The sequence below is a fragment of the Rhodococcus sp. GB-02 genome (genome assembly GCF_053470465.1).
The window spans coordinates 230411-245574 of the sequence record NZ_JBPUKE010000004.1; the positions used below are offsets into that span (position 1 = coordinate 230411).

The following is a 15164-nucleotide window of genomic DNA, read 5'->3' on the forward strand; positions in this document are numbered from 1 at the left end:
CATCGGAACCTAGTCGGGTCGGATCACTCCCCGATCTGCTCCTGCACGAATCCGTTCATAGAAGACCTCCACGTCGGCTGGTAAACACGGTGCCGTCCCTGGGGTCTTCAACATCGCGGCCCCGGCTGCAACACCGAACCGAACCGCATCCATCAGCGAACGCTGATGGATGAGCGAGTACACCATGCCCGCAACCATGCTGTCCCCCGCGCCCACACCACTGATCGATACGACGTCCACCGACGGCACACACTCACACATGTCGGCAGTCACCAGCAAGGCTCCAGCGGCTCCAAGCGAAACGACCACCACCTCCGCAACCTTCTGCGCAACAATAGTTCTCGCTGCGTCGACTTGCTCCACCCGAGTCTCGAGTGGGTGGTCGACCCATTCACGAAGCTCGCGGATACTCGGCTTGACAAGAAAGACACCACTCTTCAATGCGCGCAATGCAGCGCCAGAGGTGTCGACAACCAGCCGCGCCCCGGTTCCCTCGAGGTAATCGACCAACCGCTGAACAAAATCAGCACCCACCCCCGGTGGCAAACTGCCGCTCACGACAACATATCCGGAATCGACGGCGAATTCACGCACTCGAGCGAGACACGATTCCACCTCTGCAACGGTGAGAATCGGTCCAGGCAACACAAAACGATACTGCTCACCTGTCGACTCATCGTCCACGGTAAAACTCTCGCGAGTCGACCCTGAGACGGGCTCGGCCCAATGCCGCACTTGTTCACCGATCAGAAGGTCCTCGACCGCCAGGCCACAATGACCTCCCGAGGGAAACACTGCCATCACGTCGCCGCCGAGGACCCGGAGCACTCGCGCGACGTTCAATCCGCCGCCGCCGGGATCACGACGAGGTGCCACACAACGCACCTTGTCTGTCGTGTGGACGGCACGCGCGCTGGTCGCTATGTCGAGTGCCGGGTTCATCGTCACCGTTACGACGCGAGAGTCACTCTGCTCCATGTAGTTTCACTTCCAGATGCAGCGTTGATCCATCACGACGAAGCGAATGCGCCCAGCCACGGTCACGAATGACCTGAAGCATCGGTGCGTTCGCCCCCAAAATTTCGGCCACCATGCGTCGTGCCCCGTGCAGGTAAGCTTCATCCTCCAGCCGCTTCAAGATCGAAGTCCCGATTCCATGCAGCCGGTCGCCTTGCGCAACCACGAGGGCGAACTCCACCGTGGGCGGCGAAACCCTCTCCAACGCAACATAGCTTCCGACAACCACCAATTCTTCGCCGATGAAGGCACCCAGAGCGCATCGCCGATCGTTGCACTCGCACAGTTGATCGGAAAAGGTGGTGAGTTGCTTCGGCTGCGGTCCGAACCACCGCATGTACGAATCATGTTGGTCAAGATGCTCATGTAACCGTTGAACAGCAACCGCGTCGGGTGCTCCGAGGCACCGGAGAGTTGTCGTGCCGATTCCGCTGCCCGTCGCGGCCATCGATCATCACCTGATTCGGCTGGGGATACTTTCCGATTGAACCGTGCCGTTGCCTTCAGGGGGCAGAGCCTTTTGTCATCGAATACCGTCCTTCGCCCCTACCCGCGCCGGCAGCCCATGCGCGAAGCTGAAGCGTGGAGGAATACGGATGACGCCCGCAAGGAGGATCCATGACTGATTCAGGATCTGCCACCGACCTGACCAGCGAACAATTCGTCATGGACCGAGACGGACTTGACGAGTTGATCACCGTGTTGATCAGCGAGGGTTATCGCGTCATCGGGCCGACTGTCCGCGACAGCGCTATTGTCCTCGACACTCTCGACTCCGGTGATCAATTGCCGACGGGATGGGGTGTCGATACCGCCCCTGGACTGTATCGACTGCGGAGGAGAGCAGATTCTGCCGTCTTCGGTCACTCCGCGGGCCCGCAATCGTGGAAGCAGTACCTGCACCCGTCGCGGCAACAACTCTGGAGCCGATCCACGGACGGTACATTCCACGCACCGCCGACCGAACCTGCTCGATACGCATTTCTCGGTGTGCGCTCGTGCGACCTCGCAGCGATCGGAATACTCCAGACAGTGCTGTCGGCCGGCGGAAAGGCGGCGACAAATCTATTCGAGGGTCTGTTCGTGATCGCAGCCAACTGCACGGAGCCCGGCGGGGTGTGTTTCTGTGCGTCGATGAACACCGGCCCGGAGGCCAAAACCGGCTACGACCTGTGTCTGACCGAAAGGATCGACAACGACGGCCACCGATTCGTCACCGGGGTGGGCACCACGGAAGGATCACGGATACTCACGCTGGTCCGCGGTAGGCAGGCGACCGACGAGGAAACTATCGAAGCCGCAGGCGCTGTCGCCGATGCAGCACATCATATGGGTCGGCAAATGCCGGACGTCGATCTTCGCGGCATGCTCCGCGACGCACGGGACGCCGATGTCTGGGCGGACGTCGCGTCACGGTGCTTGACGTGCGGGAACTGCACGATGGTGTGCCCGACGTGCTTCTGCACTACCACCGAGGACGTCTCCGATCTTGCGGGCGACAATGTCGAGCGATGGCAGCACTGGTCGTCATGTTTCGACCTGGACTACTCGCAACTGCACGGTGGCGCAGTACGTGTCAGTGGTGAGAGCCGGTACCGACAGTGGATTTCTCACAAGTTGGGCACCTGGCACGACCAATTCGGTTCGTCCGGTTGCGTTGGTTGCGGCCGATGCATCGACTGGTGTCCAGTGGGAATCGACATCACGGCGGAAGCGGCCCGCCTGACCGGCGCTTTGACTGTGGAACCCGACAGCGATACCGGTTGTCACTCATGAACGATCACGCCTGCGAGCAGTGTCCAAGAGAAATCGAAGGTCTGGCCGACGATCAACGTCATGAACTCGCTGCCTTCTCACGCGAGGTTCAGTTCGCGGCCGGTACCGTGGTGTTCCGCGAAGGTGACTCCGCTGACAAATGTTGGCTTCTCCGGACCGGCCGGATTACGCTCACCACCAGAATTCCCGGACGCGGCGAGGAAACTGTCGAAACACTTTCTGTCGGTGAGATTCTGGGCGTGTCCTGGTTCCGCCCACCTCGACAGTGGCAATGGACAGCGACCGCGGTCACTCCCGTGACAGCAGCCGAAGTCGACGCCACCATGTTGCAATCTGTCGCCGGGAGCAATCCGGATCTCGGACGGGCGATCTACTCGATCCTGGCGGACACACTCCTCCACCGATTGCAGGCAACACGCGCACGCCTGCTTGATCTCTATGCACGCGAACATGTTCGGTGATCAACTCGTCCCGACGCCGTGCAAGGTTGTTGCCCGCCGGGACGAGAACAGCGATACCTCGACCCTGACCCTCGCCGCGCCCTCGCAGTGGTTCCCCGGGTTCCGCCCCGGTCAATTCATGATGGTCTACGCACGGGGGGTGGGCGAGATTCCGCTGTCGATCAGTGGGGACCCGACTCACGCCGATCACACAGTGGTTCATACTGTTCGGGCTGTCGGTGCCGTCAGCCGCGCGCTGCACGAAGCCTCCATCGGTGACATCGTAGGTGTCCGAGGACCTTTCGGAACGGGATGGGATCTGGATTCCGCCAAAGACGATCTGATCGTCGTCGCGGGAGGCGTCGGCTTGGCGGCAGTACGTTCGGCAGTCTTGGAGGCCCAGGCCTGCGGTCGATTTCGTCGAGTTGTCCTCAGCGTGGGTGCTCGCCGACCATCCGATCTCCTGTACCGCCCAGATCTCGACACATGGAGCCGGGGAGACCTGGTCGACCTCGAGCTGTCCGTGGACGTGGCAGAACCTGACTGGCAGGGTCATGTCGGATTTGTCACGCAGTCCCTGAACCGCCTCGTTCTCGAGCCCGGTCGCACGACGGTACTGCTGTGCGGCCCCGAACCGATGATGCGGATGTCGGCTCGGACCATGATCGGCCAAGGCGTTGAGCGCGAGAATATTCGAGTATCGCTGGAACGGAACATGCAGTGCGGGACCGGAGTGTGCGGGCACTGTCAACTCGGCGAACTCCTCCTCTGTCGTGACGGTCCGGTAGTCGACTACCGCGCGGCCGAGCCACTTCTCGCAGTGAAGGAGCTGTGATGCCCTCACCCACCATGGCGGTCTGGAAATTCGCATCCTGCGACGGATGCCAACTGACTCTGCTCGATTGCGAGGACGAACTACTCACTTTGGCCGACGCCGTTCACATCTCACATTTCCTCGAGATGTCGAGCGAGGTGGAAAGCGGTCCATACGATCTCTCGCTGGTCGAAGGCTCCATTACCACCGCTGCCGACATCGAACGTATTCATGCCATCCGCGAGAATTCCCGGCATCTGGTGACGATCGGCGCCTGCGCGACTTCTGGTGGGATACAGGCTCTCCGGAACTTTGCGGACATCGCCGAGTTCATGTCCGTGGTCTACGCGAGCGGCGAGTACATCGACACTCTCGCGACGTCCACACCGATCGCCGACCATGTCCCGGTCGATTTCGAACTACGCGGCTGCCCCATCGATCGCCGGCAGCTCCTCGAGGTGATCTCGTCGTATCTGGCCGGGCGGGAGCCGAACATCCCGGACACCAGTGTCTGCGCCGAATGCAAACGACGTGGCCTCACCTGCGTCATGGTCGCCGACGGCACACCGTGTCTGGGGCCAGTGACCCATTCAGGCTGCGGCGCGCTGTGTCCGGCACAGTCGAGGGGTTGCTATGGATGTTTCGGTCCATCAACCCACCCGAACTTGATTGCAATGGCGGGGTGGTTGCGCACCTGTGGGATGACCGACGAGAGTATCGAGCGCGTCTTCTCGACGTTCAACGTTGCCTCCCCCGAGTTCGACGGGATCAGGCGAGATGGACGGTGAAACGAACAGGGATACCACCCGACTGACGCTCGGTTCCCTCGCCCGTGTCGAAGGGGAAGGCCGGCTGGCGTTCACGGTCCGACACGGCCGGGTTGAAGCCGCAGAGTTGAACATCTACGAACCCCCTCGATTCTTCGAGTCATTTCTCCGGGGCCGCGATTTCCGCGAGCCTCCCGACATCACATCCAGGATTTGCGGAATCTGTCCTGTCGCTTATCAAGTCAGCGCCTGCAACGCAATCGAGCAAGCATGCGGTGCGCACCTCACCCAACCGATTCTCGATCTGCGACGACTTCTGTATTGCGGCGAGTGGATCGCCAGTCATACATTGCATATCTACTTGCTGCATGCCCCTGATTTCCTGGGCGCGGCAGACGCCATCGAACTTGCCCGAATCGCGCGTCCCGACGTCGAACGTGGGCTCGCATTGAAGAAGGCCGGCAACGCGATTCTCGACATGATCGGTGGCCGATCGATTCACCCGGTCAACGTGCGCCTCGGCGGGTTCTACCGAGCGCCGACGTCCAGTGAACTCGCGCCCCTCGCCGAACAATTACACAGGGCACTCGACGATGCTCTCGCGACCGTGCAGTGGGTATCACACTTCGAGATCCCAGATGCCGAGGTGGATACCGAACTACTCGCACTGGCTCAGCCAGGCCGCTACGCGATCGAAGACGGCGTGTTGACAACCACATCCGGATCATCGTTCGCACCGGAGGAATTCTGCGATCACGTCGCGGAACGGCAAGTTCCGCATTCGACCGCGCTGCACGCGCACCTCGACGGCCAGGCCTATCTCACCGGACCGCTGGCTCGCTACAGCCTCCACTCCGCCGACCTCTCGGAGACCGCTCGTCAAGCGGCCACCGAGGCCGGCTTGGGAACAGTGTGTCGCAACCCGTTTCAAAGCATTGTGGTCCGCGCCGTCGAGACAGTGTTCGCCGTGGACGAGGCACTCCGCCTGATACGTGAGTATTACCGCCCGGAATCGCCGTACGTCGACATGTCACCCCGCGCCGCAACCGGGTACGGCGTCAGTGAAGCCCCCAGAGGCGTGCTGTACCACCGCTACCAACTCGATTCCGAGGGCCTAATCCTGCGGGCCACAATCATTCCGCCCACCTCGCAGAACCAGGCAGCAATCGAGAACGACCTCCGCAACACCCTCGCCGCGAACCTCAGGCTGACAGACGCCGAACTGACTGGACTGTGTGAGCGGACCATCCGAAACTACGATCCCTGCATCTCGTGTGCCACTCATTTCCTCGACGTGACAATCAACCGCGCATGACTGTCACAGTGGTCGGGGCCGGCAACGAATTCCGCCGAGACGACGGCGTAGGACCTGTGGTGGCGCGAACGATACAAAGCGAGCACCAGGCCGGCGTGAACGTGGTCATCGACAACGGTGAACCTTCAAGGCTGCTCGAAACATCGACGAGGTCGGATCTGGTGATCATCGTCGACGCTTCAGTCTGTGCTCAGTCTTCCGGCAGCCAGCCGCAACCTGCCGGAACAATTCGTCGGATCACGGATTGGTCGAGAGAGAACTCCGGAATACTCACCAGCTCACACGGACTGGGCATCATGGAGGCGCTGGCCTTGGCCGCCGCGCTCGGCCGAGAACCCCACCGCGTGGCGATCTACACGATCGAAGCGCACGACACCGACTACGGCATCGGGCTTTCACCCTCCGTTGCAGCTTCTGTCCCCGCGGTACTGTCTCTGATCGCAGCCGAAATCGCCGACGTGCAATCTCGGGATCTACCTCTTGGGACGTAACTCCGAGGTTATCGGAGGCGTGGCAGTGAACCGTGGCAGTGACCCGTGGCAGTGACCTTTGCCATCGATTGGCGTCGTTCGCCTCTACTTGGCCAATGTTCACCGGACAAGGCTGAAAGCCACACCGGTTTCGAAGTGTCCGTGAGGATTGCACATGAAGCGACAGTGATGCGTGAACGGAACTTGACAAGTACACCACCACAGCCGAATTGACACCCAGGAACCTCGATAGGGAGGAATCTGATCGTGAACGAAAAGCATTGGTCAGTGGACATAACCATCGACGAGCACACCGCCGCAGAGGGCAACCGTACTCGGGCCATCGCACGCCTTCGATCGAGGGACGATACTCACATCGTCGGATCAGGTTTCGCTCGGTGCAACCCATCGGATCGCGATGTGCCCGAGATCGGTGACGAGCTCGCGGTCGCGCGTGCTCTTTCCCACTTGGCCCGTCAACTGATCGAGGCTACCGCTGCAGACCTCGAAAATGTCACGCACGAACCCGCCCACCTGAACGCCTAGCGACATCTCGGGAAGATGTCGAAATCGTAGAAATCGTTGTCGACCAAGGAGATGGCGATGTCGGATAAATTGACTCCCCTGGATGCGGCCTTCCTCGAGGTCGAGGACTCCGATCGACACGCGAATCTCTCAATAGGCGCGGTTGTAGTTGCCGAAGGACCCACACCCACCGACGACGATTTGATCGAGAGATTATGCGCCCGAATTCGGTCCCTCCCACATGCTGCGGATCGGATTCACGTCATCCCACTCGATCTTGCTGCACCTACGTGGGTGCCTGATCCGAATTTCGATCCAGCTCGCCACTTCACGCGGATCGGAGTGCCGAGTCCAGGGCGAATGTGCGACTTGACGGACACCGTCGCGTGGATCATGTCCGAACGACTCGATCGCGATCGTCCACTGTGGCAATGCTGGTTGATCGAAGGCCTCGAGGACTGCCGCTGGGCAATTCTCGTCAAGGCACACCACTCTCTCATCGATGGCGTTACCGGGGCCCGATTGTTCGACGTATTGTTCGACAAACCTCTCACCTCCGGACCGCCGACGGACAACGAGGCACCGAAAGGCCCGAAGTCGCTGTACGGCAAAATCATCGGATTCTATTGTTCGACGCTCAGGGCGCCGCAACGGTTGGCTCGGCGATCCGTCCGGATCGCGGAAGGCACTGCCCAGTTGGCGGGCGATCTGCTGATCCCGAGCGCGAACAGTTCCCTGAACGGGCCGATTGGACATCAACGGCGATACGGGACAGCACAGGTGCGAATGCACGATGTAAGGACCATCTGTTCCGCCTTCGATGTCACCGTGAACGACGTTGCGCTGGCCTGCGTGACCAGTTCGCTGCGCTCACTTCTCCTTCACCGCAAAGAAGACATCAGCCGACATGCGGTGAGGACACTCGTCCCGGTCTCTGTTCGGGCATCGAACACCGGCACGTCGTTCCACAACGAGGTCTCTCTCATGCTTCCCTTCCTACCCGTCGAGATCGAGGATCCGGTGGACCGCTTGCAGACGATCCACCGCAGACTCTCCCGACACAAGAACGGTGGTGAATCAGGCAGTGGACAAACGATCACGGCAGCTGCTCAGTACGCACCATTCATGTCCTCCGCCTGGTTCATTCGGCTTGCGATGCGCGTTCCTCAGCGAAGTATCGTCACCGTAGTCACAGACGTTCCCGGTCCGACCGAAAAGCGCCGACTGCTGGGGCGAGAAATCATCGGTATCTATCCGTACGTGCCGATTGCAGTGCGGTTACGACTCGGATTCGCAATCCTCAGCTACCACGATCAACTCGCGTTCGGAATCACGGCTGACTACGACTCGGTCTCCGAAGTCCAACTTCTTTCAATGTCGGTGGAACAGGAAGTCGCCTCCCTACTTCGTTCCACGCGCAACCCTTCGTCCGCCGGCGAATTTCACTAGGTCAGTCGGACAGTCGCGCCCGGCCGGAGTTGTACCACTCGACCACGGCATTCGATCTCGATCGGCGGCTGATTTCCGATCCCGGCGCTGACGTGCACTTCTCTTCCGTTGATCCGCAGTTGCAGGCGGTGGCCCCGGTAGAAGACGGGAAACTCGAGAACTCCGAGTGGTTTTGGCCAATGCGGGGAAAAGATCAGGCGGTCGCCGCGGGTCTCGAGCCCGGTGAAGCACCTTTGCAGCAAGTCGACGCTTCCCGCCATGGCGGCCAGGTGTATTCCCTCCGCGGTAGTTCCCCCCTGAACATCGGCAATATCGGAACGCAGTGCCAGGTCGAAGAATTCCATCGCCCGCTCGCGGTTGGCCCGAGCCAGCACCCAGGAATGGACGACACCACTGAGCGTCGAACCGTGCGAAGTACGTGCCATGTAATAGTCGATGGTTGCGGGGATGGCGTCACCCGAAAACTCGTAACCCAAACCATCAAGGATGCAACGCAACTCGTCAGCGGACAACAAGTAGAACAACATCACTACGTCGGCCTGCTTGGAAACCCTGTAGCAGTTGACGTCGTCCCCCTCTGCCTCGAGGAGTCGATCGAGGCGTTGTACGTCGCCGTATCGCTGACGATATGCGTCCCAATCCAGTTCGGGAAGGTCTGCGTACCCCTCGAACTGGCTGATGACATCGTCGTGAAACGGGACGAACATCTTGTGGGTAATGTCTCTCCAACGCTCGATCTCCACTGTGGGCAGTTCCAGCTTCTGAGTCAGATCCGACCGGATCTGAAGTGGCACAACTTCCAATGCCTCGAGTGCTCGCAGGATTACCCACACCGACATGACATTGGTATAGGCGTTGTTGTCGATCCCGTCACAGGGAGCATCCGGATATCCGGAGTGGAATTCGTCAGGGCCGATGATGCCCCGGATGACGTACCGTCCGCGCATCTGGTCGAGTGAAGCGAGATCCGCGTAGAACCGAGCGATTTCCACCAGCATTTCGGCCCCGAACTCGATCAGGTATTCCAAATCGCCGGTGACCTGATAGTACTGCCACACGTTGTACGCAATCGCGATGCCGCTGTGATGCTGGCGCCGACTCGGATCCGGGTTCCAGCGCCCGGATCTCGGATTGAGATGCAGTTGCTGGCTCTCTTCCCGTCCGTCACTACCCGACTGCCAGGGGAACATCGCTCCTTGATGACCGGTTTCGATCGCAGCCCGACGGGCCTCCCCCAATCGACGGTATCGATACCGGAGCAAGGACCGCGTCAGCGTAGGCAAGCGCAGGTTCAGAGCCGAAAAAACGAACAACTCGTCCCAGAAGATATGGCCACGATAGGCCTCTCCGTGCAATCCGCGAGCCGGCACTCCGGCGTCGCGGTCGGCGGTGTTCGGCGAGACCGTCTGCAGCAAGTGAAGTAGATGAAATCGGATTACACGCAGTGCGTGACCGTGACCTACGAGGTCGATGCCCATGCGATCCCACAGACTTGCCATGGCGAGAACGTGACCGTCGAGCATTACATCGAATCGGTCTAGACGAGACAGCCAGCGCTCGGCTTCGTCTGCGGGCTCGGTCACAGCGGGATCGCGTCCGGTGAACACCGTCACCATCTTCTCGAGAGTCGCCGAGCAACCCGCTGCAAGATGCAGAGATATGTCGTGCCCGATCCGACCCTCTCCTTCTACCAGTCGATACTCAGTCGAAGTCGAATCGCCATCGCTCCACACCGTATGCCGGGCGGCCATCGCCACCGGTATCCGTGAGCGATTGGTTTGCACCGCGAGCAGAACCGCGTTCTCGGAAAGCTCTCTGGCCGTCAGCAGTTCGAGGTGTTGAGAGCCGAGTTCACGATAACGCTCCACCAACCTGTTGCGGACCGTACCGTCCAGTTCCGAGCGGATCTCGAGTAGGCCCGCCCAATCTTCAGCCACGATCGTCATCTCGAGCGCACAGGCGTGAGGGAGGTGCATGGCAACACATCTCCGCTGGACGACCGTGGTGGTGTATCCCTCAGTGTCGCGCACCCGGAATCGGCGCGTCAGCATTGCCCGGCGGAGATCGACGTACTGGCGGTACTCGAGCACCTCCACAGCATCGATATCGAACCACGGGCCCCCTTCGATCCGGAATGTCACCGGCAACCAGTTCGGCAGGTTGACGATGCTCTCGTTGTCGACTGTGATTCCCGATACTTCGTCCTGCAGGCGGTTGAAGATCCCCGCAGCGTACGTGCCCGGGTAGTGGATGGCCCCGGCGCGAGACTCCGGAGCACATCCCCTAGTGGCGAATGCTCCATTGCCCAGGGTGCACAGTGCCTCCCTCAGCTTCTCTGTGTTCGGGTCGTAGCCTTCGAAGAACACAGTCCAGGGATCGCCGGCAGGTGGCATCGTCTGCGCGCCGCTGCCCAGCAGATCTGCCAGCCATTGCACTAATTTACGGACCTGGACGGGACTGTCTACCGCGAACCGAGCAGCCGACCGCCGGTCGCCGTTCTCGAAGTGGCGCACCACGACCCCGACGCCGCGGTCTTGCAGCGCAACAAAAGCATCCTCGTCGGTGAAGTCATCGCCGATGTAAATCGGCAGCACGTTGTCGGCATCGACCAGGCTATCGAGAATCCAGTCCAGCGTTCGACCTTTGTCCCAGTCGACGTCGGGGCGGAGCTCGGCCACCATCCGTCCGCTGGTGGAACGAAGCCCGGTTCCACCCGCAACCTCCTGAACCATCGCGACAATCTCGGGGCCCCTGAGGGCATCTGCATTGCGATAGTGGACGGAGAGACCAAACCGCTTGCGCTCCAGGATAACCCCTGGAATACCGGTCAAACGATCACGCAGGATGTCCGCCGCGCGCTCGAGATTCTGCACCGAGGCCATGGCCAGCTCATTTCGATAGCGCTGCCCGTCCGGCCCGACGATTTCGAAACCGTGACTACCGGCGTACCAGATCCCGGTCATGCCAACTCGGGTCTCGATGTCCGCCAGATCGCGGCCGGTGATCACGCCGATCGTGCAATGGCGAGCTAGCCTCGCGAGATCTTCCTTCAGGCCGTCGACGAGAGTGGCAGCGGCTGGGTCGTTCACGATGTTCGAGAGGGTACCGTCGAAGTCAAGAAAGACGACAGGTCGCCGGGAACGCAAAAGGGTCGTCAGCTGATCGCGTGATGTGAGAGCTTCCGGTATTTCCGACATTCGGCGGTCGTGACGACGTGGGTGGAGCGCAGGCATAGTCATGGACTCGACTCCAATGATTCATCGATGCCGGCGAGAACCCACTCGTCGCAAATGTCGGACGCGATCGTCCACGAAGTATCGCCGGATTCCTTGATACACAATTTCTTTCGATGCCATCCTCTATTCGTCAACACATTCACCGCCTGGTTGTCGGACCATCAGGAGTGGGCACGGCGTTTTGTGCAGCAAAGCTGTGCCGGTCGAGCCGATGTCCATCCCCGCGAAGCCGCCTCTTCCTCGGGTTCCGACCACAACGAGCTGGGCATCGGCCGCCAGAACCAGGAGATGACGAACAGGCCGGTCCCGAACCAGATTCCGCCGCACCCTGACCTCAGGGAATTGCTTCCACCACCTGGACACACTTTCCGCGAGCACCAACCGGCCTGCCGCCTCCACCGCGGCGCGGACCTCGGTCGCCGAATCGTCCTGCAGCGTAGACATATCCTGGTCGAAACAAGCGTGCAGCACTACCAGGGCCGCTCCACGAAGAGCACATTCTTCGAAGGCGAGACCGATGGCCGGATCACTGTTCATCGAGCCGTCGACGCCGACTACGACGGGTCCCGCGACGGGCTCGTCCCTTGACCAACCGTCTATCACTGCCACTGGGCATTTCGCTCGACGTGCTACCGCCGCGCACACCGAACCGACAAACCCTCTGGAGTACTCATCGAGCCCGCGACGACCGAGCACGATCATCGATGCATCCGCGGATCGATCGATGAGCGCTCCCGGAGCATACTGGTGTGACACTTCCCCCTGGACGTCGATCGATCCGGCAACTGTGTCAGCCCTGGCGATCCCAAGGGCCGTGGCAAGCACTCGATCTGCGCGGTCACATAACTCTCGGGCCAGGTACGGACCGTCTGCTGTGTATCGATAGGTCGTGCAGCAAACGAGCAGTAGAGGCAAGCCACGCAGGGTTGCCTCTCGCGTAGCCCACCCCAGAGCGTCCAGCGAGTGCTGAGACCCGTCTATTCCCACAATGATCGGAGATCTCACCATCAGGACCTCCACAACAATTGATATCAGCGTCGAACACCGATACGTCGGTGACCATGGCTTCCTCACCCACACAATTGTTCAGCTCAATCTGACTCCGGGGGCACGTCGTACAGCGCGGCGCCAGCGGTCACGCCCGCCCCTACCGCGACCAGCATCGTTCGGGAGCCGGCAAATCGTCGCGGTTTCTCCCTCGCCAAACCTGCGATCAGCGCAGCGGTGTGGATGTACTCGTCATCCGCCACGATGACCCGTGAGCTCGGTCTCCCCAGCCGTGTCGCGAGCGCTGAACGGAATGCCGGGCGAGCCGGAGCAGCCACTACGAAATCGACGTCGGCCAGAGCGATTTTCGCCTGCCGGAGACATGCGGTGACTGCTTCGTGACCGGCGGCGGCGTAGACGTCATCGAGCGAGTCGGTCTCCCGGAAACGCAGGATGTTTCGATTGTCTGCCTGACCGACAGTTGCCCGGAAGGAATCGCCGCTGTCGAGATCATTGACCCAATGCACCGGGCCGAGCCCATACCGATCCTCGGTCCAGCGGCACAACGCCGCTCCGCCTGCTGCAGAAAACGGAAAGCTCTCGCTGAGCCGGTGCCCCGGGTCTGCATCGCTGGCAACGACGAGAGCCAGTTCGATCACACCAGAGCGAAGGAATCCATCGACGATCTGCAGCGCGGTCAGAACGCCACAGGTGCCATTCGCGATATCGAAGGAGAAGGTCCCGTGTTCGCCGGTATGAGGGTCTTCCGGATGAGCACCGATGTCGTCCTGGATCAGCGCGGCCAGGGCCGGCTCACCAAGGTTTCGGTCGCGGTACAACCCTGCGTTAACGAGCAGATCCAAATCGTCCGGGCTGCGACCGGCCTTTCCGAGGCACGACTGAGCCGCCACTACCGCAAGGTGCAGTGCGCTGTGCCGCCTCAGCCATCCAGCCCGAGTGACGTTCACCTGCTCAATGATCGTTCCCATAGCACGCCACCAGTTCTTCGTCGATTTCCACCAGCACTACCCCGATCTCCAGCCCGGAAGCCAAGGAGATCAATGCCACTGTCTCTCCCGGTTTGATCCGGCCGGCTTCGAGTTCTTCGACCAACGCCACGGTGTGGGTTGTCGAGGCCGTGTTCCCGTATCGATCGACGGTGATGACCGCGTCATGGCGCGGACTGTCGCCGAACGACAGCGCCATCTCAGCCATGCCCTTCTTGATTGCCCGCGCCGAAGTTTGATGGGTGATCACATGGTCGATGTCATGGATCGACAGTCCGAGAGTGTCGAGTACCTCGTGCAGGAGTAACGGGGTATCGGCGATGGCGGCCTTCTGAATGGCTCGCGAATTGGTGAACATGCGAGCACCCGGCTCGCTGCCCTTCGGGTAAGCGAGACACAACCGGCTGTAGTCCGCGACCGTTGTAAACCCGGCGACGCGGATCCCGGCTGCACCGACGGGCGCCCGTTCGAGTACAAGTGCGGCGCCGGCATCGCCCAAGGTCAAGGAAGCCAATTCTCTGCTCAATATGTTGTGAATATGCTTGGCAGCATTGTGACCGAGCTGGGAAATATACTCACCGCTGACAACCAGCGCCCGCTCGATCAAGCCCAGGCGGATCCAATTGTTGGCCACCATCACCCCAGTGAGCATCCCAGCGCAAGCATTCGAAAGGTCGAAACTCATAGCCCGGTCTGCACCGAGGGTGCGCGCGACGGCACTACTCATCGTCGGTTCGAGCCATTGAGTCATGCCGCCCCGAAACTTGGTGATACTGCAGCTGATCACCACATCTATCGACTCGGCGGCACAACTCGACCGATGCAAAGCATCCCGCGCGGCTGCTGTTGCGAGAGTGTAGGAATCCTCATCGCCCACGCTGACCCGACGCTCGTGGATCCCAGTCAGTCGTTCGAGGTCGATACCAGTGTCGTGGCGTGTTGTCGCCATCAAGTCCTCAGTCGTGAGTCTTGTGACGGGAAGATGCCGACCTGCCCCCGCCACCCGCGTTCGATACGGCACTCGTCTGTCATTACTTTCCGAATCCGTCAACAGCCAGTGTTTGACCATGTCACTTGATACCTCACGCCGGGATTGGATCTGGAGCTAGTGCATCGACATCATCTGCATGGGTGGAAGTATGCCCATGCCGTGGAGACACATCATGAACATATGGAACATTTGCATGGCATCCATGGCTGTCACCTCCTTCTTTGCTTGTACCGAATCACTCAGGGGGATGGGTCTGTTCGCAGAATCGTCAATCGGCTTCGATACTCGTTCTCATCAATTTCCCCACGCGCGAATCGCTCGGAAAGAAGTTGTTCTGCGCTGTGTTGCGGCGGCGGAAAACTTGTCGGCG

14 protein-coding genes are annotated in these 15164 nt (G+C 60.6%); 8 read left to right on the plus strand and 6 right to left on the minus strand.

Annotated elements, in window-relative coordinates; translation table 11 throughout:
* Positions 1 to 9: 9 nt before the first annotated feature.
* Both ACSW29_RS25905 and ACSW29_RS25910 read right to left on the minus strand, forming a co-directional pair.
* Positions 10 to 978 (minus strand): 1-phosphofructokinase family hexose kinase, encoded by a 969-nt coding sequence (locus tag ACSW29_RS25905; protein ID WP_283569313.1) that lies wholly within the window; start codon positions 976 to 978, stop codon positions 10 to 12.
* Positions 965 to 1354: an N-acetyltransferase family protein gene (locus ACSW29_RS25910; protein WP_448278642.1), complete on the minus strand. Its 390-nt coding sequence runs from the start codon at positions 1352 to 1354 to the stop codon at positions 965 to 967. The genes ACSW29_RS25905 and ACSW29_RS25910 overlap by 14 nt, the downstream gene beginning before the upstream one ends.
* Before the next feature lie 281 nt (positions 1355 to 1635).
* Here ACSW29_RS25910 and ACSW29_RS25915 point away from each other — a divergent pair, with 281 nt between their 5' ends.
* The 8 genes from ACSW29_RS25915 to ACSW29_RS25950 all read left to right on the plus strand — a co-directional run bounded on the left by ACSW29_RS25915 (position 1636) and on the right by ACSW29_RS25950 (position 8573).
* Positions 1636 to 2793 (plus strand): 4Fe-4S dicluster domain-containing protein, encoded by a 1158-nt coding sequence (locus ACSW29_RS25915; protein ID WP_448278643.1) that lies wholly within the window; start codon positions 1636 to 1638, stop codon positions 2791 to 2793.
* Entirely contained in the window at positions 2790 to 3254 is a 465-nt protein-coding gene (locus ACSW29_RS25920; protein WP_019748704.1) for a Crp/Fnr family transcriptional regulator, read from the plus strand. The genes ACSW29_RS25915 and ACSW29_RS25920 overlap by 4 nt, the downstream gene beginning before the upstream one ends.
* Positions 3244 to 4068, plus strand: coding sequence for an FAD/NAD(P)-binding protein (locus ACSW29_RS25925; RefSeq protein WP_020907962.1), 825 nt, complete (start codon positions 3244 to 3246; stop codon positions 4066 to 4068). The genes ACSW29_RS25920 and ACSW29_RS25925 overlap by 11 nt, the downstream gene beginning before the upstream one ends.
* Positions 4068 to 4835 carry an NADH-quinone oxidoreductase subunit B family protein gene (locus ACSW29_RS25930; RefSeq protein ID WP_317826473.1) on the plus strand — a complete coding sequence of 256 codons (768 nt, stop codon included), beginning with the start codon at positions 4068 to 4070 and terminating at the stop codon, positions 4833 to 4835. Before ACSW29_RS25925 ends, ACSW29_RS25930 begins: the two co-directional genes overlap by 1 nt.
* Entirely contained in the window at positions 4825 to 6129 is a 1305-nt protein-coding gene (locus tag ACSW29_RS25935) for a Ni/Fe hydrogenase subunit alpha (RefSeq protein ID WP_347872936.1), read from the plus strand. The genes ACSW29_RS25930 and ACSW29_RS25935 overlap by 11 nt, the downstream gene beginning before the upstream one ends.
* A complete protein-coding gene (locus ACSW29_RS25940) occupies positions 6126 to 6620 on the plus strand; it encodes a hydrogenase maturation protease (RefSeq protein WP_448278644.1) in 495 nt (164 codons plus the stop codon). Before ACSW29_RS25935 ends, ACSW29_RS25940 begins: the two co-directional genes overlap by 4 nt.
* A 246-nt stretch (positions 6621 to 6866) precedes the next feature.
* Positions 6867 to 7145 (plus strand): DUF1876 domain-containing protein, encoded by a 279-nt coding sequence (locus ACSW29_RS25945; RefSeq protein ID WP_019748709.1) that lies wholly within the window; start codon positions 6867 to 6869, stop codon positions 7143 to 7145.
* A 57-nt stretch (positions 7146 to 7202) separates the two neighbouring features.
* Positions 7203 to 8573, plus strand: a complete 1371-nt coding sequence (locus ACSW29_RS25950; protein WP_448278645.1) for a wax ester/triacylglycerol synthase family O-acyltransferase — start codon at positions 7203 to 7205, stop codon at positions 8571 to 8573.
* On the opposite strand, the gene otsB is transcribed toward ACSW29_RS25950, so the two are convergent.
* From otsB to ACSW29_RS25970, 4 genes are all read right to left on the minus strand, one after another.
* Positions 8570 to 11812, minus strand: coding sequence for a trehalose-phosphatase (gene otsB / locus ACSW29_RS25955; protein WP_448278646.1), 3243 nt, complete (start codon positions 11810 to 11812; stop codon positions 8570 to 8572). The genes ACSW29_RS25950 and otsB overlap by 4 nt on opposite strands.
* Positions 11813 to 11932: 120 nt before the next feature.
* The gene (locus ACSW29_RS25960; RefSeq protein ID WP_317826469.1) at positions 11933 to 12817 is read right to left on the minus strand and encodes a universal stress protein; all 885 of its coding nucleotides are present in this window, start codon (positions 12815 to 12817) and stop codon (positions 11933 to 11935) included.
* Between the two features lie 83 nt (positions 12818 to 12900).
* Complete coding sequence (locus ACSW29_RS25965; RefSeq protein ID WP_019748714.1) at positions 12901 to 13785, minus strand: 3-oxoacyl-ACP synthase III family protein; 885 nt, start codon at positions 13783 to 13785, stop codon at positions 12901 to 12903.
* Entirely contained in the window at positions 13769 to 14872 is a 1104-nt protein-coding gene (locus ACSW29_RS25970; protein ID WP_317826467.1) for a 3-oxoacyl-ACP synthase III family protein, read from the minus strand. Before ACSW29_RS25970 ends, ACSW29_RS25965 begins: the two co-directional genes overlap by 17 nt.
* Between the last annotated feature and the right edge of the window lie 292 nt (positions 14873 to 15164).

Excerpts from the sequence above, each read along its gene's own strand:
- ACSW29_RS25905 (WP_283569313.1), bottom strand. The coding sequence starts at position 978 with ATGGAGCAGAGTGACTCTCGCGTCGTAACGGTGACGATGAACCCGGCA.
- ACSW29_RS25910 (WP_448278642.1), bottom strand. The coding sequence starts at position 1,354 with ATGCGGTGGTTCGGACCGCAGCCGAAGCAACTCACCACCTTTTCCGAT.
- ACSW29_RS25915 (WP_448278643.1), top strand. The coding sequence starts at position 1,636 with ATGACTGATTCAGGATCTGCCACCGACCTGACCAGCGAACAATTCGTC.
- ACSW29_RS25920 (WP_019748704.1), top strand. The coding sequence starts at position 2,790 with ATGAACGATCACGCCTGCGAGCAGTGTCCAAGAGAAATCGAAGGTCTG.
- ACSW29_RS25925 (WP_020907962.1), top strand. The coding sequence starts at position 3,244 with ATGTTCGGTGATCAACTCGTCCCGACGCCGTGCAAGGTTGTTGCCCGC.
- ACSW29_RS25930 (WP_317826473.1), top strand. The coding sequence starts at position 4,068 with ATGCCCTCACCCACCATGGCGGTCTGGAAATTCGCATCCTGCGACGGA.
- ACSW29_RS25935 (WP_347872936.1), top strand. The coding sequence starts at position 4,825 with ATGGACGGTGAAACGAACAGGGATACCACCCGACTGACGCTCGGTTCC.
- ACSW29_RS25940 (WP_448278644.1), top strand. The coding sequence starts at position 6,126 with ATGACTGTCACAGTGGTCGGGGCCGGCAACGAATTCCGCCGAGACGAC.
- ACSW29_RS25950 (WP_448278645.1), top strand. The coding sequence starts at position 7,203 with ATGTCGGATAAATTGACTCCCCTGGATGCGGCCTTCCTCGAGGTCGAG.
- otsB (WP_448278646.1), bottom strand. The coding sequence starts at position 11,812 with ATGACTATGCCTGCGCTCCACCCACGTCGTCACGACCGCCGAATGTCG.
- ACSW29_RS25960 (WP_317826469.1), bottom strand. The coding sequence starts at position 12,817 with ATGGTGAGATCTCCGATCATTGTGGGAATAGACGGGTCTCAGCACTCG.
- ACSW29_RS25965 (WP_019748714.1), bottom strand. The coding sequence starts at position 13,785 with ATGGGAACGATCATTGAGCAGGTGAACGTCACTCGGGCTGGATGGCTG.
- ACSW29_RS25970 (WP_317826467.1), bottom strand. The coding sequence starts at position 14,872 with ATGGTCAAACACTGGCTGTTGACGGATTCGGAAAGTAATGACAGACGA.